We start from the raw sequence: 20,634 nt of genomic DNA on the forward strand, positions 1-20,634 counted from the left end.
ATTAGCTAACCTTAGTGATCCGTGCGCGGGTAACACTTGGCTCAGTAGCGACTTCTGGCTGGCGTTCCTTGAGTTTTTTATCAATCACATTTTTGAGGGCTATAAGTAATCCCATAATGATAAAAGCGCCCGGTGGCAGCATCGCCAATAGGAAAGGCGTGTCCACTTGCCATAGATGAACCGTTAATGATGTTGCCCAAGGACCAAGGAGCAAATCGGCGCCTTCAAACAGTGTACCTTGACTTAATATTTCCCGCGTAGCGCCAAGCACTGTTAGCACTAAGGTAAAACCCAGCCCCATCATTAAGCCATCAAAGGCAGCACTAAAGGCATTATTGCGTGAAGCAAAGGCTTCGGCGCGGCCAATGATAATGCAGTTTGTTACAATCAAAGGCAGAAATATCCCCAGCGATACATACAAACCGTAGGCGTAGGCGTTAATCAGTAATTGCACTGTGGTGACAAGCGCCGCAATGATCATCACAAACACGGGAATACGGATTTCTTTTGGTACATAATCACGCACCAAAGACACCAATATGTTAGAACCTATCAGCACCAACATAGTAGCGATACCTAATCCTAGGGCATTAGTTATCGTGGCGGTCACCGCAAGCAACGGACACAGACCTAAAAGCTGCACTAGGCCAGGGTTATTTTTCCACAGGCCTTGCCAAGCTATTTCGCGATAATTAGTCATGTTTGGCCTCACAATTCAATGGTTGGCTGAAGATTTGCGCTTGGTTATTATTGAAATACCAGACGGCATTTTTTACCGCCTTAACATAAGCGCGTGGGGTGATGGTTGCGCCGGTGAATTGATCAAAATCACCGCCATCTTTTTTGACTAACCATTGTTTGTCATCTTGCGAATCTAACATTTTACCGACAAATTGACTGACCCAATTGGATTTACGTAACTCGATTTTATCACCTAAGCCGGGTGTTTCTTGGTGGGTTAAAGTGCGAACACCTAATACTTCGCCTTGGGTGTTAACCCCAACAATTAGCTTAATATTACCGTTATACCCATCAGGCGCGATGGCCTCAATGGCGATAGCAACCGGCTTACCCGCCATTGTTGCAATGTAGGCTGGCATAGGGTTATCAGTGCCTAAGGCTTCTTTATTTAACAATAAAGTACATTGCTTCGTGAGATCATTATCGTGTATCTCATCGGGAATTAATTGATGTAAGACTCGCATTAATTCTTGTTGTTCTTGTTGCGTTATTTTGTCGGCAGTTTGTTGATTCACCACAGCGACTAAACCTGTACAAATCAGGGCAAACAGTGCCAATAAAAACCCATTTTTAATCATCGGATTATTCAAAACGATTTCCTTAAACTCTTGTTACTCACGCCGTCATGCATTTTCGATAATGACGTTAGCCCGCAGAGTGACCATAGGTCCGTGGACGAACATAATAGTCAATAAAGGGCGCGCACAGGTTTGCCAGTAATACGGCAAAAGCAAAGGCGTCAGGGTAACCGCCTTTGGTACGAATGATATATACCAACACACCAATCAATGCCCCAAAGATAATACGGCCGCGAGGACTGGTTGCTGCAGTGACGGGATCGGTGGCGATAAAAAACGCCGCTAACATGGTCGCGCCAGAAAATAAATGTAACAGAGGACTGGCTTGGGTATCAGGCGACAGTAAAAAGCCGATACTGGATGCCACAAAGAGCCCTAATAATACGCCAGTGCTGATCTGCCAACGGATAGCTTTAAGCTTGAGTAGCACTAAACCGCCAGCAAGATAAGCTAAATTCACCCAGAACCAACCTACACCTGTGCTGCCATCAAAAATCGCCTTAGTCATGCTTTCCGTGCTGGTTAATCCCATCGATAAATCGGTTTTGAGGGTATCAAGTGGCGTGGCCATGGTGGTACCGTCAATGCCTAAACGGAATTGATTGATATCAATGTGAGCACCTAGATTGAAAATAATCTGCAGGCTATCGATAAAACTCGGTGAGTTTAGCGCAACACTACTGGGGGCGACCCAAGTCGTCATTTGCAGTGGGAAAGACACTAAAAGTAATACGTAAGCCGCCATCGCAGGGTTAAACAGGTTATGACCTAAGCCACCGTAAAGGTGCTTCACAATGACAATCGCAAAAGCTGCGCCCATCACTATCATCCACCAAGGTGCAAGAGGGGGAATAGCGATACCAATTAAGATGGCGGTGAGCATGGCGCTGTTATCGCTTAAGCTTGCTTTGATGTTGCGCTGGCGAAGTTTCATTACGGCAGCTTCGCAGCTTAAGGCGACAAGCATTGCCAGTAACACTTGGATGAGTGTGCCCCAGCCAAAAAAGGCACATTGCAGCACAAGTCCTGGCAGTAAACATAAAATAACCCGTTGCATAACGGTTGAGGTATGCAGGTTGTGCGTTACATGGGGTGATGAGGCAATTTTAAACGCCATCGTGATTCCTTTTTATCATTCTATTCTCAGTCATTGCTAACACTTGAGTCGCTTGACGTTGTGGCTTCATGAGCGAGCGCCACTTTTTTGGCTTTTGCCTTGGCGATGGTCGCCGCTATTCGCGCTTTTTTAAGGTCTTCGCTAGATAAGGGCGCCGTTTCAATGGGATTTGTCGTGAGCGCGGCAGATGGCGAAAGGGTTTCAGCTTTCGCTACGACGGTATCAAGCGTGTTTTCTATTGGCGGCATATTCACTTTAGTTTGAACATGCTCAACTGACTCAGACTTAACTGCAGGCTCGGATTTAACGACAGCCTCAGGCTTAAGTGTTGACTCAGACCTAACGGCTGGCTCAAGATCAGGCTCTGTTGCCATTAATGCCGCTTTCTTCGCTTTAGCGCGCGCTACCGCTGCGGCGACTTTGGCCTTTTTAATCGTTTCAGCATCATCAATATCTGTAGCGGCTTCAACATCAGTACTCGCATTGATTTGCGCGCCAGAGGTTGATTGCAAATCTGGAGTAACGGTTTGGCTTAAATCATCTCCAGTATTAGCTTGTGCTTGTTGAGCGGCTTTTTTGGCCTTAGCGCGGGCAACGGCAGCCGCTACTTTGGCTTTTTTATCTGTATCTGCAGTGGGGTGCGCTGCGCTGGCGGCGGTTTCACTGGTTTCAAGCGGCGTGTTATCGAGCTGCTGTGTGGCCTTTTTGGCTTTGGCGCGGGCAACGGCAGCAGCAACTTTTTCTTTTTGAGTTAACGGCGCTTCTTGCGTTGTTACGACACGTGTTGCCGTTGGTGCGTGATTAGCTTCAACATTCACTGCATGGCTTAGGTCTGCATCATCGGTATTAGCTTGTGCAGCTTTTTTGGCTTTAGCCCGGGCAATTGCTGCAGCAACGGCTTGGTTTTTAGGCGTTGCTGTCGAAGTCGTCGTTTCTACCGTATCTACGCTTGGCGCTGCATTTGATGGTTGCGCTGCGGCAGCTTTTTTTGCTGCGATACGCGCCATCGCTTCAGCGACAGCATTTTTGTCTGTGCCTGTCATGGTGGCTTGTCGGCGCTCAGCGGCTTCTTTAGCCTTAGTTTCGCGGGCGATTTTTTCTTCTTCAAGACGCATTAAACGAGCATCAAAACGTTGCTTGGCGCGTTCTGCTTGTTGTTTTTCATCGGCGCTGTGTTTTAGGGCCGATTTTGCAATACGATAATATTCGACTAAGGGAATATCACTTGGGCAGACGTAACTACAGCAACCACATTCAATACAATCCTTTAGATTGAAACTGGCGGCCTTGTCGTACTCTCCCGCTTTGGCGTGCCAAAATAGCTGTTGTGGTAACAAGAGTGCAGGGCAGGCAATAGCGCATTCGCCGCAGCGAATACAGGCTTTTTCCTCTGGTGTAGTCCCTATTTCTTGGCTACTTGGCACCAAAATACAATTGGTGCCTTTTAAAATAGGTACTTGGATATTCGCCAATGCGTGACCCATCATAGGCCCGCCAATAATCACTTTTTGTTCGGGCTCGGGGGTAAATGCTGTCGTGGCGAGTACGTGCTCAACCGGTGTACCTATGGGGAGCCAGTAATTGCCAGGTTTACCTACATTGTTGCCCGTTACAGTAACGACTCGTTCAATCAAGGGTTTACCTTGGGTGACCGCTTGATAAATAGCAAATGCAGTACCCACGTTGTGGACCACTATGCCGAGTTTGGCTGGGATTGCGCCCGAGGGCACTTCTCGGCCAGTGATAATTTGTATAAGTTGTTTTTCGCCGCCAGAAGGATATTTAGTCGGAATGACGGTCACGCGTATGCAACCGGCAGGGAGCGTACTTTGCATCACCGCGGTTTGCATGGCGTTTATCGCTTCGAGTTTATTGTCTTCAATCGCGATAATAATGCGTTTTGGCGTTAATAGCCGATGAATAATGCCAATCCCCGCGAGGATATCGTGGCTGTACTCACGCATTAATCTGTCATCGGCGCTGATGTAAGGCTCGCATTCGACGCCATTGATAATGACTACATCAATCTCACTGACCGGATTGAGTTTTATATGGCTTGGAAACGCCGCGCCGCCCATTCCTGCAATACCAGCGGAGCGAATTTTATCGATCATTTGTGGATTGCTGAGATTCTCAAGCTCACTTTTGGCTAGCTCGCACCAAGTATCATTGCCGTCGGCTTTGATAACGCAAGTGTTAACGGGTAAAGCCGAGGCATGATTACTGATCCTAGGCTCAATCGCAACAATTGTGCCCGATGTGGGCGCGTGCACAGGTAAGTGCCAAATAGAGGTGCCTTGAGTTAACGGTGCGCCCTTTAATACTTTATCGCCAACCTTGACGATTAAAGTGCAGTTTTCGCCTACTTGAGGGACGGGCACTAAAAACGTCGAGGCCAATGGCAGTTGCCCAATTGGCGTGGTATTGGAGAGGGATTTGACTTCAGGAGGATGTATTCCACCGGGTGAGCGCCAAAGGGTTCCTTTATCTAATTGATCTAATAAAGTTAACACCGCTTATCCTCTTCTAACTGGGCTTTTGGGGCCATCGTATTTTTAGCAGTAGCATCTTGAGCAGTGCCGTCTTGAATCATCGTCACTGGAATGGCATTTAAACGCCAATCCCAATTTTTAATATTCTGGGTCACTGGGATCATATCAATACAATCGACGGGACAAGGCTCAACACATAAATCACACCCAGTGCAGTCGGTTGTCAGTACGGTGTGCATGAGTTTACCGGCACCGATAATGGCATCCACAGGACAGGCTTGAATGCATTTAGTGCAGCCAATGCATTCGTCTTCACGAATATAGGCGACCTTTTTAACTTGCGATTGCGCTTCGGCATTGAGCGGCTCGGGATCAACCCCCATTAAGCTGGCGAGTTTTTCCATGGTGGCGGTGCCGCCTGGAGGACATCTGTTGATTTTTTCGCCATTGGCGATGGCTTCAGCGTAGGGACGACAACCGGGATAACCACATTGACCACACTGAGTTTGCGGTAAAATAGCTTCGAGATCATCGACAATTGGATTGCCCTCAACCTTAAATTTAAGGGCGGCAAATCCGAGTATGATCCCAAAGACTAACGCTAATAGGGTTAATAATATTACAGCAATTAAAATTCCGGACATCTTACTTAACCAATCCTGTGAATCCCATAAAAGCGAGGGACATAAGGCCTGCGGTAATCATCGCAATCGCGCCGCCTTTGAAGGGTAAGGGCACATCGGCAGCCGCTAAACGCTCACGCATTGCCGAGAACAGAATTAACACTAAGGAGAAACCCACCGCAGCACCAAAACCATAAACCGCCGATTGAATAAAATCATGCTTCTCGTTGACGTTAAGCAAGGCCACACCGAGGACTGCACAGTTGGTGGTGATAAGCGGCAGGTAAATCCCTAAGGCGCGGTGCAGCGTCGCACTGGTTTTTTGCACAACCATTTCAGTAAATTGTACTACAACGGCAATCACTAAAATAAAGCTCATCGTACGTAAGTAACTTAAATCAAAGGGTAATAATAAATATTGATTAACGAGATAACTCAAAATAGAGGCTAAGGTCAACACAAATGTGGTTGCCATACACATGCCAATAGCGGACTCCAATTTACTGGAGACCCCCATGAAAGGACACAGGCCTAAGAATTTCACTAAAACGAAATTGTTAACCAGCACTGTACTGATTAACAGGAGGAGATATTCAGTCATCTCAATACTTGTCTAAACGGATCTTGGCGGTATTATCGACTTTTCTGTTTGTATAAACAACATATAGAATGCAGGGTTAAACATCTTTACTGTAAATTTTGGCGACGAATTAACCCATTGAAGTATTAAATCTGATCTGTGGTTGTGATGGCTTGTGGCTGGGCGATGTAATAACCTTGCAAGCCATCGACGAGCATTTTCTCGAGCGTCAGCTTTTCTTCTTGGCGCTCAACACTGGTGGCGATAACACGAATGCCTAAACGTCTGGCCACGTCTACCATCATACGGACGAAGAACTTATTATTGCTATCCTCATCAATATTCGAGGTGTAGCTGCCATCAAGTTTAATGTAGTCAGGGCGCACTTCACTGAAGAATTTGAAAGAGGTAAAACTCATACCAAAGCGTTCAATCGACACCCGTGAACCAACGCTATGTACCTCGCGGACGAATTTATGACTTGCCCCTAAATTTGATTGCATGCCGGACTCATTAATCTCAAATACTAAGCGTGATGCTATGTGCTTATGTTTACTTAACATGTCTTTTAGCCAAGCGATAAACAGATCTTGGTGGGCTGAAAACGCACTGATATTAATGCCGAAATTAGCCGAAATAGCCGGGTTATCGTTAAGCATTTTTAATGCACTGATCACCACTAATTTATCTAATTCAGTACTCATACCATGGCGTTCGGCCATTGCAATGACGGTAGTGGTGGGTAAAAACTTACCTTCACTGTTGTAAAAGCGTGCCAGTAGCTCTCGATAAACCTCAACATTGGTACGACAGGGTTGAATTGGTTGCTGGTAGAATTTCAATGCCCGTCGAGTGATTAAATCATTGATGGTCATTTTCCAACGGTCATCGCCAAATTGCTCATTACTATTGAGTTTTTCTAGAATATGAAAACTATTGGGCCCCAATGTCTGAGCGATGCTGACGGCGGTATCCGCGATGGTTAATAAATTGACCGCATCGGTACCTTGTTGATAAGGGACTAGGCCGATATGAGCGACCGATTCTGACTCAGTTACTTGCACATATTGATCGAGATAACTTTTTAATAGCTCTAAAAACTTAGGCGCATCTTTAAGCATGACGTCAGGAATAAATACTGCAAAATCAGCACTTGATACTCGAAAACACTCGGCATCAGGATATTTACTGCAGGCTTTACGGATACAGGCGGCGACTTTTACCAAATAATCATCACCTGCTGTACGCCCCTTTTTTTGATTAATTTGCGCAAGCTCTGTTGCCTTAACCATTGCCATTACGCCCAATTGGGGCATATCGGGATTGCTAATGGTTTCTAGCTTTTGGGTAAAGCGTTGGCGAGTAGCAAAACCTGTAACCGTGTCTTGATAAGCCGCTTTATGTAGCTTTTCGTTTTCTTGATTGAGTTTATCTATTTGTGTTTTGAGTTGAGTTCTGCATTCTTCAAGTGATACTGCAATGGGTTTTAGTTCACCAGAGAGTTTGGATGATGCGACTGCCGAAAAACTTAGGTCGGGTATTTTTGAAATATAATCAGCAGCATAACGTATTGCAACCTTCTGCTTGGACATTAAAATAATAAACGCAGCGAGCAACAGTAGGTAACTGGCTATCAGTATGATACCGAATGATGACGTATTACTTATCGCAATTTCTATGGCTTGATTGGTACTGAGTTTGACCTGTAAACGACCCGTCGCTAATTTTTGTGTATGGCTGAGGTCAATTAAAAATAGGCTCGAAAAAGGGGGGGCATCTTGGTTGTCTAAACTGCCTTCAGTGTAATTTTGTGAGCCATCAGTGTCATCCACATACTGAAAAAACTGGAACGGGTAATGTTCAGCGAGTTTTTTAAACAGTTCTGCGCCATTACCTTGCCATTGTTGATATTGGGTTAAACTGGTTTTAAAGCTAGCAAGCTGTTGTTGCTGCTGAAGCTGCAATTGGTTATTTTCACTCTGGTACACCCAAGCAAAGAGGCCTAAAAAGATAATTAGTAAAAGAATGGGATATGATTTTGATATGGTCATAATAATCCGTTGTAGATTTAGATGATTTTGAACCGAGCAAGTTTAAGCTAAGAGTGCTTAAGTCGCTATCTGTATGAAAAACCGTGAGCAAAAAAATCATCGATTTGTTTAATTGTCAGTAATGAGTGTAACTGTATTTAAACAAAAACAAAATGATAGGTAATGTAGGTAAGGTTTAGATATTTAAATACGCGAAAGCGGGGGAATGGTATGGAGCTATAAATGGCTCCCCTGACTGGACTCGAACCAGTGACATACGGATTAACAGTCCGCCGTTCTACCAACTGAACTACAGGGGAATTGAGTGCGATATCGTTATCGACTTTTTATCTATAGACACACATCTTTAAAATGGCTCCCCAGACTGGACTTGAACCAGTGACATACGGATTAACAGTCCGCCGTTCTACCGACTGAACTACTGGGGAATCGAAAATGCGATATTGCTATCGACTTTTACTATTTCATCTTACTTTAAAATGGCTCCCCTGACTGGACTCGAACCAGTGACATACGGATTAACAGTCCGCCGTTCTACCAACTGAACTACAGGGGAATAACTTTAAAGTAATAATGACAATTTTATTTAAGTGGCTCCCCTGACTGGACTCGAACCAGTGACATACGGATTAACAGTCCGCCGTTCTACCAACTGAACTACAGGGGAATTGCGCTTAAATCAAATTGTAATTGTTGTACCCAACGATATGTAAATTGGCTCCCCTGACTGGACTCGAACCAGTGACATACGGATTAACAGTCCGCCGTTCTACCAACTGAACTACAGGGGAATCGTTTCACAAAGTCATAATGACTCGTTGAGAACGGAGCGCATAGTAAAACGACCCGTTGTACGAGTCAACTCGAGTTACCAAAAAAAGTGTAATTATGCTGTTAAGTGCTCATCTAATGTGCATCATGGCGCAGAATTCGACGTTTCGGTGTAAAAAATGCTTAACAATTCGGGATATAGCCTAAGTCATTTTAAAGTTTTACTTTTCTTTTTCTATAAAATTTAAATAGCTAGCTAAAAAGTAAACTAGATAGCAGCATTAAGTTGAATTGTCATTTAAGCCCGTTAATTAGACAGGGTTCGCAAGAATTTATATATTGAGAGTGAGGTAACTCATATCATGGCAAGGGTGTTTGGCTAAAGGTGTTTTGGATTATTATTATCAACACTCTAAGAATAGCCCGCTAACAGATTGACGTTAACGACCCTAATTTAAAGACTTCTCTTAACACTTAAAATACGCGCATAACGATGTCATTCTTTAGTATGGCCCTGCTATCGCAGTTAATTCTCGCTCGCTTTTATGATTACCACGCCATTAATTCCCGTTAATCATTCTTGCGACTGACGAGCGAATGTGCCGAAAATGAAATAGATAAAAGTAAGCACGTTTATCAAATGTAATTAAATTACCAAATGTTGAACCAGTGTGATTGGTGAGCATAATAGCCTCCAATCCCGCGTGGTTTATAGGTTATTTCGACTTATCAACAAAATCTGTGGATAACCCTGTGAGTTGTCTTAATAAACGGGCGGCAAAGCCTTGGGGGATGGGCTACGGACTTAAAATGCACTATTTTGTGGTTTTAAATTAAACCTCTTATTTTTCAATTAAATAGTAAAAGCAAGCGCTTTTAATTGTCGGTATAAATAAGGTTGCAGTTTTGTAATCAAACAAAATACCTTTCTTGTGTATTAAATTGGTATTTTTGCTCAGTTTATGCGTATTTTATGGGCAAAATTAGTAGAAAATGCCTTCGACACAAACTTTCAGATTTTCTCCGCTAATTTATCATTTTACAGTATTGTGGTGCGTCTTTCGTCGTCAACACTCTATTCTCATCAAGTCATATAATGACTGGAGCTTAGTGAGTGACTTGATTAGAATAGGGTGACTCATTAAAAGGATATGCGCGCGTGTCAGAATCTGTTTTTCAGCTTGAATCGGAATTCGCCCCCGCAGGCGACCAACCTACCGCTATAGCCAAATTAGTCGACGGCCTCGAGGCGGGTTTGGCTTGCCAAACGTTACTCGGCGTAACCGGCTCAGGTAAAACCTTCACGATTGCCAATGTGATCCAACAGTTAGGCCGCCCCACGATTATCATGGCGCCCAATAAAACCTTGGCAGCGCAGCTCTATGGCGAGATGAAAGAGTTTTTCCCCCATAATGCGGTCGAGTATTTTGTTTCTTACTACGATTACTATCAACCAGAAGCCTATGTACCTGCATCAAATACCTTTATTGAGAAAGATGCTTCGGTGAATGCCCACATTGAGCAGATGCGCTTATCCGCCACTAAGGCGCTATTAGAGCGTAAAGACGTGGTGCTGATTGCCTCCGTGTCGGCTATTTATGGCTTGGGCGATCCCGACTCCTATTTGAAAATGTTGCTGCATCTACGCCAAGGCGATGTGATGGGCCAACGTGATATTTTAATCCGCCTCAGTGAATTGCAATATAAACGTAATGATATTGAGTTGCAGCGCGGTACTTATCGAGTACGCGGTGAAGTGATTGATATTTTTCCCGCCGATTCTGAGCGTAATGCCATTCGTATTGAGCTATTTGACGATGAGATTGAACGCTTAAGTGAATTTGATCCGTTAACTGGCCATATTATTAAGCGTATTGCTCGCACTACGGTTTATCCTAAAACTCATTATGTGACACCGCGGGAAAAAATCATCGCTGCCACTGAGTTTATTAAAGAAGAATTACGTGAGCGTAAGCAGTATCTGCTTGATAATAATAAGCTGATTGAAGCGCAGCGCATTCATGAACGAGTGCAATACGATGTCGAAATGATGGTGGAGTTGGGTTACTGCTCCGGCATTGAAAACTACTCACGTTATTTATCTGGCCGTGCTCCGGGCGAAGGGCCACCAACCTTACTCGATTATTTACCCGCTGATGGTTTGCTTATTATCGATGAATCCCATGTGACTGTGCCGCAAATTGGCGCCATGTATAAAGGTGACCGTTCACGTAAAACCACGCTTGTGGAATACGGTTTCAGGTTGCCGTCAGCATTAGACAATCGCCCGCTTAAGTTCGAAGAGTTCGAGCAATTGATGCCGCAAACTATTTATGTGTCGGCAACTCCCAGTGTCTATGAGCTTGAAAAGAGTCAAGGCGAAATTGCGGAGCAAGTGGTACGGCCAACGGGTTTACTCGATCCAGAGTTAGAAGTACGTCCGGTTGGCACACAAGTGGATGATTTACTGTCCGAAATTGCTAAGCGAGTTGCCGTTAATGAACGGGTGCTAGTGACGACATTAACCAAGCGTATGTCGGAAGATTTAACCGAATACTTAGATGAGCACGGCGTTAAAGTGCGTTATCTGCATTCAGATATCGATACCGTTGAGCGAGTTGAAATTATTCGTGATTTACGGCTTGGCAAGTTTGATGTGCTGGTCGGCATCAACTTATTGCGTGAAGGCTTAGACATGCCAGAAGTCTCTCTGGTGTGTATTTTAGATGCCGATAAAGAAGGCTTTTTACGCTCAGAACGCTCGCTTATTCAAACCATTGGCCGTGCGGCACGTAACGTCAACGGTAAAGCTATCCTTTATGCCGATCGCATCACTAATTCAATGGAAAAAGCGATTGGTGAAACGAATCGACGTCGAGAACGTCAGCGCGCGCACAATCTAAAACTTGGCATCACGCCTAAGGGCGTGGTTAAACGCATTACTGATGTGATGGACGTGGATGATGGCCGCAACAGTAAGGCGGTCTATGGCAAAGTGGCTGAGTCTACATCCCAATACCACAAAGCCGATGCGACGGAATTGAGCCATCAAATCGATGTGCTCGAAAAGAAAATGCACGATCACGCGCGTAATTTAGAGTTTGAACAAGCGGCGGCGATGCGTGATGAAGTAAAACATCTGCGGGATTTGTTGATTAGAGCGTAGATTTTTTTACGTTAACTATTTAAGGCGTTGGCCATTAAAAACGCCGTCTAGCATTTAATGCTACGACGGCTTTTAAATATCAGTTATCGGTTAAATAGGGTTAAGTCGTGACTTTTGAACGATTAAGTTTAAGAGTGATAAACACAGCTAAAGCGCAAATCAGCCCACAGACTAAGCCGACTAAATGTGCTTCGGTGGCCACGCGCGCGCCTATCATGGCGGTGACGTCACTACTCGCACCATAAAGCTGTTCGTGGCCGACTTTAATAATAACGCCAATTAATAGCACATACCCAGAACGCAGCTTGCGCACTATATCTTGCACAGCGCCATAGGCGAATAAGCCATGCAACATACCGCTTAAGCCAACGTAACCAAGCAATTGCGGATAACCCACATACAAGCCTATGCCTTCAAACAAACAGAGAATAAAAAATAACGTACTCAATCCTTTGAGATGATAATGAAAGTGGTGCAAAAACAGCACTACCCATAATCCTGCTAGATTCATCAACAGATGCCATTGATTCGTGTGCAGCAAATTACCACTGACTAAGCGCCACCATTCGCCGTCATTAATTGCACTACGGCGATAGGCGAGTAAGTGGTCGATAGCAGGACTTGTCAAACCGGCGAGATATAAGCCTACGCAAATCAAGCTTATAATCAGTGCGAGCCAATAGGGGCTACGTGTCATACCTTGGGCTCACAGGCGTTAAGCTCAGCCATCACTGCGGTTTTATTTTGCAGATAGTCTTCTAATCCACGTTTACGCAGATGACAAGCAGGGCAATCACCACAACCATCGCCAATGATGCCGTTATAACAAGTGAGCGTGTGATGACGCACTAAATCAAGTTGCTGATACTTATCCGCCATCGCCCAGGTTTGCGCCTTATTGAGCCACATTAATGGCGTGATGATCTTAAGTTGTTTATCCATACCTTGAACTAAGGCACTTTCCATCGCTTTGACAAAATCATTGCGACAATCTGGGTAGCCAGAAAAATCGGTTTCACACACACCTGTGATTATCGCCTCAGCCCCCAATTGATAAGCATAAATGCCCGCAAGCGTTAAAAACAAAATATTACGGCCGGGTACAAAAGTATTGGGCAGCCCATTTTCCATTAACTCGTGTGAAACGGGTATCGCATCACGGGTGAGGGCCGAAATCGCCAACTCATTCAACACGGTAACATCCATGACTTTGTGACTGGTGATTTTCAAATGTTCCGCTAAGGATTTAGCGACTTCAATTTCTTCGCGGTGACGTTGGCCATAGTCAAAGGTGATACCGTGTACTTCATCGTACTGGGTTAGGGCTTGAATAAGGCAGGTTGTCGAATCTTGCCCGCCACTGAAGACTACCACTGCTTTTGACATTAACTTTTTTGACTCTGAATTTATTGACATAAAGAATTTCACTTGACCGTAGAACACGCATAAATAGGCCGTTAGTGTAACTCAGGCCATAGAGCTTGCCCACTCAGTGAGTTAACTCGTAGGCGTAAAAACTTGCAGCACAAGTTAAAATCCACTATAAATGCCGCCCCATAAAAGTGGAACGCCCGCATGAATTATCCTGTCAACGAAGTATTTGAAACCATCCAAGGTGAAGGTGTCTTTACCGGAGTGCCCGCTATATTTGTTCGCTTACAAGGTTGTCCCGTGGGATGTGCTTGGTGCGATACTAAACAGACATGGGATGTGCTTGAAGCCAATAAAGTTGAACCAGCGCAGGTGATTACCGTAGATGGCACTATTGGTCGATGGGCTGAACATACCGCCCAAAGCCTGATTGCCGCTTTTAATGCCAAAAGTTTTACTGCGCGCCATGTCGTGATCACTGGCGGCGAGCCTTGCATGTACGATTTACGTGATTTAACCCAAACTCTCCATAGCCAAGGTTTTGCTACTCAAATTGAAACCAGTGGCACTTTCGAGGTGTTGTGCGCCGATGACACTTGGGTAACTGTGTCACCCAAGGTGAATATGAAGGGCGGTTATAAAGTATTAACGCATGCATTGAACCGTGCCAATGAGATTAAGCATCCTATTGCCACTGAGAATCATATTGCTGAACTGGATAATTTACTGCAAGACATCGATATTTCAGCTAAAACGATTTGTCTGCAACCGATAAGCCAAAAGCCCAGAGCGACCGAACTGGCGATGAAGGTGTGTATTGCCCGTAATTGGCGTTTATCAATTCAAACTCATAAATATTTGAATATTGATTAATGCCAATAGGTTAATACATTCATCATAAAAAATGCCTCACTCATCGTGGGGCATTTTTTATGGCTGATATTTAGTGATGAGCTTTTAGTCCAATTGCGCTAAGGTGGGGCGCAAATCGAACAGATTTAATCAAGCTCAATTAACTGACCTAAATGACTAAATGCTACGAGTTGGCGCTCGTAAGGCGCAATATCACCGATATTAGCTGCAATCCAATCTGTATCGTAATAGGTATCAAGGTAACGCTCGCCAGAGTCGCAAATCAAGGTCACGATTGAGCCTTGTTCTCCACGCGCTTGCATTTGCACGGCAAGTTGTAAGGCGCCGTAGAGGTTAGTTCCGGTCGATGCGCCCGTTTTGCGGCCAATCAGTTGCGCTAACCAGTGAATCGTCGCTACCGACGCTGCGTCGGGGATCTGCAGCATAGTATCGACCACGCCAGGGATAAACGATGGCTCGACTCTTGGTCTACCAATGCCCTCAATCTTACTGCCATTACAACAGGTCAGGTTGGCATCGCCGTTATGGTAAAAATCAAAGAATACTGAGTTTTGTGGATCGACCACGCAGAGCTGCGTCGCTAAACGTTGATAGCGAATATAGCGGCCTATAGTCGCCGATGTGCCGCCAGTGCCGGGGCTCATCACAATCCAACGTGGGATAGTGTGAGGCTCTCGCTCCATTTGATTAAAAATGGAATTGGCTATGTTGTTATTACCGCGCCAGTCGGTTGCGCGCTCAGCGTAGGTGAATTGATCCATATAATGGCCGTCTAGCTCTGCGGCAAGACGCGAAGATTCGGCGTAAATTTCACTGGAATGGTCGACAAAGTGACACTGACCACCATAAAAAGTTATCTGCTCTATTTTCTTTTTAGCGGTACTTTTGGGCATTACCGCAATAAAGGGTAATCCGAGTAAGCGGGCAAAATAGGCTTCAGAGATTGCAGTGCTGCCCGATGAAGATTCAATAATCGGTGTGCCTTGCTTAATCCAGCCGTTGCACAGGGCATAAAGAAAGAGTGAGCGGGCGAGGCGGTGTTTTAAACTACCAGTCGGATGCGTACTTTCATCTTTGAGGTAAATATCAATACCATTGAGCATGGGCAATTCAAGCTTGATAAGGTGCGTATCGGCACTGCGCTGAAAATCCGCTTCAATTTTACCTATCGCATGGGCTTCCCATGTTGGGCATAGATCATGGGCAAGGTTTGAGCCCATTGGTGGTTGAGTCGTATTGATCATCATAGTCACATCGAAAAGAATCATGTTTAGATCATATCACAGCGACTGGCAAAGCGGTTTTCTTGGGTAAATGAGTACTAAATGGTTGGTTAAATGCGGTTAAATATAAATATCGTCAAAGGATAGTAGTGGGGCAGCTAAGTGTAGCTAATGCATTAAAAAGAGAAATATGAAAGAGGATTATAAAGAATAGAAAATTTGCAACGAGAAAATACAGCAACATACGACGTGGAAAGTGAAAGAAATGGTGGAGGGAGAAGGATTCGAACCTTCGAAGGCTGAGCCGTCAGATTTACAGTCTGATCCCTTTGGCCGCTCGGGAACCCCTCCACAAACTTTCTTTTATCTTGCTTACAACTAGCTTATCTAAACCACATCAATTAAATGCATGATTTATATAAATTAAGTTATCAGCATTGTCCTAAACATTGGCCTGGTTTAGAACATTAAAAATCATCATCTGCGTTAGAGATAAAGATGGTGGAGGGAGAAGGATTCGAACCTTCGAAGGCTGAGCCGTCAGATTTACAGTCTGATCCCTTTGGCCACTCGGGAACCCCTCCACAAATACCTTTAACGCTTTTGTAAAACTCTACATTATTTTCAAAAAACAACGTTATACATACTACAGTGCAAATGGTGGAGGGAGAAGGATTCGAACCTTCGAAGGCTGAGCCGTCAGATTTACAGTCTGATCCCTTTGGCCACTCGGGAACCCCTCCTCAATTGCGGCCGCCATAGTAGTCAGAAACCTTTTGTATGTAAATAGCCAATGTAAAAATTTCCCTAAAGTTATGTGCCAAATGGTCGATTAAATAACAACGAATTGTTTTGACGATGTTTTTTTATGCAAATTGATGTTCCTTTAGTCAACGAAGCCCAAATTGGCACCCGCTTAAACGCGGCGATAGAAAACGACAGACGGGGCGAGTTCGCCTTGTTATTGTCGTTACTGTCGGTTGACGCTCGGGACATGGCGCAATTTCAATGGCAAAACGATCTCAATATGGCGCAAAAATTACAGCGTCAGTTCGAGTTACCACCGCAGCAAGCCTTAATGGCTGATTTATCCTCTGTTGAACCTGTGGTTGATAACAGCAGTATTTTTATAGCAGAGGGCCCGCGGGCATTTCAATTACAGCAAGCATTGCGCCCAGAAGCTTTAGTGATCCGTGGCGGTGAGTCAATGGCAATGGCTGAAGCACTCAGTAATTGCGACCCTATCACCCAACTAAGGCAACGGGGTCAATTGATTCCGCCTAAAGTGGACATCATGCACTTTGCTGATCAATTGGCGATACAACGTAATCTGGTTCCCTTACAGGCTTTGGCATAACAATTTTAACTCAATGCTCTAGCGCTAACTTGTGTGCCTGTTTAAACATTCAACTTATTATTGTGTTTTATTATCAGTAGATAAGCGTGAGCTAAAGCAAACTCTTATCCTACTAAATTGCCTATAATCGGCTTCCTAAAGAGTTAAACACTAACGGACATATTTCAGTTATGCCGTTATTGAGTCGCTATTATTGATAAGGAATTAAAGATGAAAGGCATAATAGAAGCGCAGAATCCAGCAGTGAATGATACTTGTACCGATTGTGGCAGTTTTGTTGATATCGGTGCAGTGATTGATGAGCACGATACGTTATTAACCTTAAAATTTACAGGTGATAGTGCGCAAGCCGATGCAAATGAGATGGCTGCGCGTGCCCAAGCCCGTTTTGCTGAGGTGCAAACGCAATACGTGACTAAGACAACAGGCGTTGATCTACTACTGACTTTTGGCGTTAGCGCCGAGAAAATGATTTTTCAATTAGAAAATGGTTTGTAATATTTTTAGTTAATTTTTAGTCGGCTACGCAGTATTTTTAATAGTGGTACATGACAGTCAATTATTTAAAAATACTGCAGTTGTAAATTAATAGTAATCAATTGTGCTGCATATTGCTGTACTTATAGTGGATGGTGTAATCTGCTTCAAATAAAAATTATTCTCATAGCCATTTTAAAATTACAGAAGAATTTGCTAAGGCAACGATCTTTAGCCCAACACGAAGTTTTGTAGGGATCCAGCGTGAAGCGACGTCAGCATCAACATTTATTGGAGTCTTTGGTGCATTCGACTGCAAAGCAGCAGGGCGATTTTACTAAGACGGCAGAGTTAACCATAGAATTGTTATGTCAGAATGTAACGGTTTCTTTGGCATCAGTGTGGACGTTTTCATCGGATCAACAAACTCAGTCACTTGAAGCACAATTTGGTTCTATGATGCTGCAAGATATTCATCGACCTAAGCGACTACAAGACTGTCCCCGCTATCTGCATGAGCTGCAAACCCATCGCTATATTGATGCAGGTAATACTGTTATCGATCCACGTTTAAGCGAGCTGGCGAATGATTATTTTATCCCTCTGCAAATTCACTCTAGTCTTGAGGTCGGCATTCGAATCAACGGTCACCTCGAAGGTGTGCTTTGTTTAGAGCGCGCACAAGTGACTTCCCATTGGCATGACAGCGAAATTCATCTCGCTTGTCAGATGGCCGATCAATTAGCACTGACATTAGCCATAAAACACAGTTACGAGAAAGAAGAAAGCTTGAGCTTATTTCGCTGTGCGGCCGAGCAATCAAAGCAAATCAGTATGTTAGTAAATTTGCATACTGAAAAAGTCGAGTATGTTAATCAGGCTCACAGTGATATTACAGGTATTCCCCGTGAACAAATTATCGGCGCGAATCTGCGTGAATTATCCTTTTTCAAGCAACACGGTGAATTAGCTGAACAGTCCCTAGCACAGATTTTTAAGGGCGAAATCGTCAACGGTGAGGTGCAATTTCAGCGTGCCGATGGCAGTCATTATTGGATCCAATATGTGTTAAGCCAGTTTATTACTGAGCGGGGTAATCATTATGCTTTGGTGTCAAGTGTCGAAAATACTGGCGAGCATAACTATCGTTCTGAGCTTGAACGACTCGCGTGGCGCTGTGGATTAACCGGTTTGTATAACCGCACTCATTTTAATCGCGTGCTTGAGCGAACCACACAGGGCGTGTTGCTATTCGTCGATCTGCTGGGCTTTAAACGTTTTAACGATACCTATGGTCATGATAATGGCGATAGTCTATTGATTGAAATTGCCCACCGTATAAGGCATTTTCCTGAGTTTAATAAGGCCATTGAAATTGCCCGAGTGGGTAGCGATGAATTTGCTGTGCTGCTCACTGAAAGTAATGATTTAGACTATTTTAGCCATCGCCTATACCAGCATCTATCTATGCCTATTTTAATTGGTCGAGAGCAAATAGAACCCAAGCCTGCACTTGCTATCGTTGATATTGCTTCGGTTGTGGGCACATTTTCACCGTTAACCTGTGCCGATATTGCAGTGCAGTATGCTAAAAAAAGAAAAGGCAATGCAATTCAAGTATTCAATAATGCTTTGTTAAACGAATTTAAAGAAGATGCACAAATAGAACGTGATTTGCACAGTGCAATCAGTGGTCGACAATTTGAGCTGTATTATCAACCTTTAAGGGACTTAGAACAGAATACCTATATTGGCGCTGAAGCATTAATCCGTTGGCATCATCCTAAAAGAGGTGTGTTATTTCCCGCCTCATTTATCAATATTGCAGAACAATCAGGCGTGATTAATGCGATTGGCAGTTGGGTTTTGGAAGCGGCATGTCGGCAATTAAATCTGTGGCAACATCATAATGCCGATATGACAATGCATGTGAATGTGTCAGCTCGTCAGTTCTTTAGTGGCAATCTATTTGAACAGGTGTGGCAGCTATTGATCCGATATCGATTAAAGCCTAAAACGTTGATTTTGGAGATTACTGAAACAGAATTAATGGGGGATGTGCGCCATGCCACACTGTTATGCCAAGAACTGGCAGAATTGGGCGTAGGGTTAGCCATTGACGATTTTGGTACGGGTTATAGCTCTATGCGTTATCTTAAACAGTTTCCCATCAGTAAACTTAAAATAGATCGCTCATTTGTTTCAGATTTAACCGTTAGCCGCGAAAGTCGTGAAATCGTTTCAGCGATTATTGCGATGGCGAATGCATTGAATATTTCATTGACGGCAGAAGGGGTTGAAACGGTTGAACAAGAAGCGTTTTTAGCGAAAAAGGGTTGTCATCAGGCGCAGGGGTATTTATATAGCCCTGCATTGCGAGAACCTGAATTTGCACAGTTTTTATTGTTGGCCCAAAATCCAGTATTAATAGCGCATTAGAATTGCTTTTTACGTTATGTATTGCTTACTTATCAAAGTCTAAACCCTACTGAGGCTACTTATACGTTAGTCCCATGCCGATAGTGTTCGTTACACAGATACTATTAATAATGCGGCATAGCCAATGTGACTGGTGTGAGTCCTAAGCACGGTAGTGATTTCTCATCAAACACGGATTATCTGACATCTAATCATAAGTCTGCTTTCAAACAGCATTGTTTAAATTTTTTACCGCTATGGCAAACGCAAGGATCATTTCTACCGGGTAATTTAGCCGTCATTTGTTGGCCTTGGCTGTAATACCAGCGGCCAGCTTGGTAGATAAATTCTGAGCGCTCATAAATCGCATCAATTTCACCTTCGAGCTTATACCAAGCCTTAAATGTCACAGTGCCCTGAGTGATTGACGGACTTTCAGCTTGAGTCCTGTGGGCTGTATTTTGAAGATTATCGAGCACTTCTAGTCCAAGCCAATATGGCTGAGGGCCAGCATTGAGGCTTGCGAGCGTCAGGCCATTTAAGTAGTCAGGGTGATGTGTTTTTAAAATGTAATCAAATTTTTTCAATGCAAATGCGCTGTAACGTGAGCGCATAAGTTGCAAAGGAGTATTGGCAATGATTTGCCCGTCATCCACATGTCTATGTAGAGGCTCACAACAGTTCTGATAGCTTAGAGCACTGCCACAAGGGCAAGTATTTGGTGTTTTGTTCATATTGGTATACTACGGTAAGATTTCATTTTATTATAATGAGTTAGAATGTAGCGATGCTAAAT

16 protein-coding genes and 8 tRNA genes are annotated in these 20,634 nt (G+C 44.0%); 5 read left to right on the forward strand and 19 right to left on the reverse strand.

Features of this window, described 5'->3' with window-relative positions; all coding sequences use genetic code 11:
* Position 1: 1 nt before the first annotated feature.
* The 12 genes from L2717_RS01035 to L2717_RS01090 form a co-directional block, all read right to left on the reverse strand.
* Positions 2-700, reverse strand: a complete 699-nt coding sequence (locus L2717_RS01035; protein WP_220774354.1) for an electron transport complex subunit E — start codon at positions 698-700, stop codon at positions 2-4.
* Positions 693-1,331, reverse strand: a complete 639-nt coding sequence (gene rsxG / locus L2717_RS01040) for an electron transport complex subunit RsxG (RefSeq protein ID WP_220774355.1) — start codon at positions 1,329-1,331, stop codon at positions 693-695. Before rsxG ends, L2717_RS01035 begins: the two co-directional genes overlap by 8 nt.
* A gap of 55 nt (positions 1,332-1,386) precedes the next feature.
* Positions 1,387-2,436 (reverse strand): electron transport complex subunit RsxD, encoded by a 1,050-nt coding sequence (gene rsxD, locus L2717_RS01045; RefSeq protein ID WP_220774356.1) that lies wholly within the window; start codon positions 2,434-2,436, stop codon positions 1,387-1,389.
* A gap of 26 nt (positions 2,437-2,462) precedes the next feature.
* The gene (rsxC, locus tag L2717_RS01050) at positions 2,463-4,949 is read right to left on the reverse strand and encodes an electron transport complex subunit RsxC (protein ID WP_220774357.1); all 2,487 of its coding nucleotides are present in this window, start codon (positions 4,947-4,949) and stop codon (positions 2,463-2,465) included.
* Entirely contained in the window at positions 4,943-5,572 is a 630-nt protein-coding gene (rsxB, locus tag L2717_RS01055) for an electron transport complex subunit RsxB (protein ID WP_220774358.1), read from the reverse strand. Before rsxB ends, rsxC begins: the two co-directional genes overlap by 7 nt.
* Position 5,573: 1 nt before the next feature.
* Positions 5,574-6,152, reverse strand: a complete 579-nt coding sequence (gene rsxA, locus L2717_RS01060) for an electron transport complex subunit RsxA (RefSeq protein ID WP_076500575.1) — start codon at positions 6,150-6,152, stop codon at positions 5,574-5,576.
* Positions 6,153-6,277: 125 nt separating this feature from the next.
* The gene (locus L2717_RS01065; protein WP_248937954.1) at positions 6,278-8,182 is read right to left on the reverse strand and encodes an EAL domain-containing protein; all 1,905 of its coding nucleotides are present in this window, start codon (positions 8,180-8,182) and stop codon (positions 6,278-6,280) included.
* 223 nt (positions 8,183-8,405) lie between these two features.
* Positions 8,406-8,481 (reverse strand) — tRNA-Asn (locus tag L2717_RS01070).
* A 53-nt stretch (positions 8,482-8,534) separates the two neighbouring features.
* Positions 8,535-8,610 (reverse strand) — tRNA-Asn (locus L2717_RS01075).
* Between the two features lie 52 nt (positions 8,611-8,662).
* A tRNA-Asn gene (locus L2717_RS01080) sits at positions 8,663-8,738 on the reverse strand.
* Positions 8,739-8,773: 35 nt separating this feature from the next.
* Positions 8,774-8,849 (reverse strand) — tRNA-Asn (locus tag L2717_RS01085).
* Positions 8,850-8,897: 48 nt separating this feature from the next.
* A tRNA-Asn gene (locus L2717_RS01090) sits at positions 8,898-8,973 on the reverse strand.
* A 1,139-nt stretch (positions 8,974-10,112) separates the two neighbouring features.
* Here L2717_RS01090 and uvrB point away from each other — a divergent pair.
* Positions 10,113-12,119 carry an excinuclease ABC subunit UvrB gene (uvrB, locus tag L2717_RS01095; RefSeq protein WP_107883009.1) on the forward strand — a complete coding sequence of 669 codons (2,007 nt, stop codon included), beginning with the start codon at positions 10,113-10,115 and terminating at the stop codon, positions 12,117-12,119.
* Positions 12,120-12,219: 100 nt separating this feature from the next.
* Here the strand turns inward: uvrB and rrtA are convergent, their stop codons facing one another.
* Positions 12,220-12,816, reverse strand: a complete 597-nt coding sequence (rrtA, locus tag L2717_RS01100; RefSeq protein WP_220774728.1) for a rhombosortase — start codon at positions 12,814-12,816, stop codon at positions 12,220-12,222.
* On the reverse strand, positions 12,813-13,535 hold the full coding sequence (queC, locus tag L2717_RS01105) for a 7-cyano-7-deazaguanine synthase QueC (RefSeq protein ID WP_220774727.1): 723 nt from the start codon (positions 13,533-13,535) through the stop codon (positions 12,813-12,815). Before queC ends, rrtA begins: the two co-directional genes overlap by 4 nt.
* A gap of 159 nt (positions 13,536-13,694) precedes the next feature.
* Here queC and queE point away from each other — a divergent pair, with 159 nt between their 5' ends.
* The gene (gene queE, locus L2717_RS01110; RefSeq protein WP_220774726.1) at positions 13,695-14,363 is read left to right on the forward strand and encodes a 7-carboxy-7-deazaguanine synthase QueE; all 669 of its coding nucleotides are present in this window, start codon (positions 13,695-13,697) and stop codon (positions 14,361-14,363) included.
* A gap of 125 nt (positions 14,364-14,488) precedes the next feature.
* Here queE and L2717_RS01115 read toward each other — a convergent pair whose 3' ends face one another.
* From L2717_RS01115 to L2717_RS01130, 4 genes are all read right to left on the reverse strand, one after another.
* Positions 14,489-15,631: a PLP-dependent cysteine synthase family protein gene (locus L2717_RS01115; RefSeq protein ID WP_281421754.1), complete on the reverse strand. Its 1,143-nt coding sequence runs from the start codon at positions 15,629-15,631 to the stop codon at positions 14,489-14,491.
* Between the two features lie 221 nt (positions 15,632-15,852).
* Positions 15,853-15,937: transfer RNA gene (locus tag L2717_RS01120), tRNA-Tyr, on the reverse strand.
* Positions 15,938-16,085: 148 nt separating this feature from the next.
* Positions 16,086-16,170 (reverse strand) — tRNA-Tyr (locus L2717_RS01125).
* 74 nt (positions 16,171-16,244) lie between these two features.
* A tRNA-Tyr gene (locus tag L2717_RS01130) sits at positions 16,245-16,329 on the reverse strand.
* 125 nt (positions 16,330-16,454) lie between these two features.
* Here L2717_RS01130 and L2717_RS01135 point away from each other — a divergent pair.
* The 3 genes from L2717_RS01135 (at position 16,455) to L2717_RS01145 (ending at position 19,859) form a co-directional block, all read left to right on the forward strand.
* Entirely contained in the window at positions 16,455-16,943 is a 489-nt protein-coding gene (locus L2717_RS01135; RefSeq protein WP_220774953.1) for a VC2046/SO_2500 family protein, read from the forward strand.
* Positions 16,944-17,153: 210 nt separating this feature from the next.
* Positions 17,154-17,441: a DUF406 family protein gene (locus L2717_RS01140; RefSeq protein ID WP_220774954.1), complete on the forward strand. Its 288-nt coding sequence runs from the start codon at positions 17,154-17,156 to the stop codon at positions 17,439-17,441.
* Positions 17,442-17,684: 243 nt separating this feature from the next.
* Positions 17,685-19,859: a sensor domain-containing phosphodiesterase gene (locus tag L2717_RS01145; RefSeq protein ID WP_220774955.1), complete on the forward strand. Its 2,175-nt coding sequence runs from the start codon at positions 17,685-17,687 to the stop codon at positions 19,857-19,859.
* A 191-nt stretch (positions 19,860-20,050) separates the two neighbouring features.
* On the opposite strand, the gene L2717_RS01150 is transcribed toward L2717_RS01145, so the two are convergent.
* A complete protein-coding gene (locus L2717_RS01150; protein WP_248937955.1) occupies positions 20,051-20,572 on the reverse strand; it encodes a YchJ family protein in 522 nt (173 codons plus the stop codon).
* Between the last annotated feature and the right edge of the window lie 62 nt (positions 20,573-20,634).

The sequence above is a fragment of the Shewanella glacialipiscicola genome (genome assembly GCF_023283485.1).
GTDB classification, from domain to species: Bacteria; Pseudomonadota; Gammaproteobacteria; order Enterobacterales; family Shewanellaceae; genus Shewanella; species Shewanella glacialipiscicola.

Bases quoted from the DNA above. Each gene is read 5' to 3' on its own strand.
- L2717_RS01035 (WP_220774354.1), bottom strand. From the start codon at position 700: ATGACTAATTATCGCGAAATAGCTTGGCAAGGCCTGTGGAAAAATAAC.
- rsxD (WP_220774356.1), bottom strand. From the start codon at position 2,436: ATGGCGTTTAAAATTGCCTCATCACCCCATGTAACGCACAACCTGCAT.
- rsxB (WP_220774358.1), bottom strand. From the start codon at position 5,572: ATGTCCGGAATTTTAATTGCTGTAATATTATTAACCCTATTAGCGTTA.
- rsxA (WP_076500575.1), bottom strand. From the start codon at position 6,152: ATGACTGAATATCTCCTCCTGTTAATCAGTACAGTGCTGGTTAACAAT.
- L2717_RS01065 (WP_248937954.1), bottom strand. From the start codon at position 8,182: ATGACCATATCAAAATCATATCCCATTCTTTTACTAATTATCTTTTTA.
- rrtA (WP_220774728.1), bottom strand. From the start codon at position 12,816: ATGACACGTAGCCCCTATTGGCTCGCACTGATTATAAGCTTGATTTGC.
- queC (WP_220774727.1), bottom strand. From the start codon at position 13,535: ATGTCAATAAATTCAGAGTCAAAAAAGTTAATGTCAAAAGCAGTGGTA.
- queE (WP_220774726.1), top strand. From the start codon at position 13,695: ATGAATTATCCTGTCAACGAAGTATTTGAAACCATCCAAGGTGAAGGT.
- L2717_RS01115 (WP_281421754.1), bottom strand. From the start codon at position 15,631: ATGATTCTTTTCGATGTGACTATGATGATCAATACGACTCAACCACCA.
- L2717_RS01135 (WP_220774953.1), top strand. From the start codon at position 16,455: ATGCAAATTGATGTTCCTTTAGTCAACGAAGCCCAAATTGGCACCCGC.
- L2717_RS01140 (WP_220774954.1), top strand. From the start codon at position 17,154: ATGAAAGGCATAATAGAAGCGCAGAATCCAGCAGTGAATGATACTTGT.
- L2717_RS01150 (WP_248937955.1), bottom strand. From the start codon at position 20,572: ATGAACAAAACACCAAATACTTGCCCTTGTGGCAGTGCTCTAAGCTAT.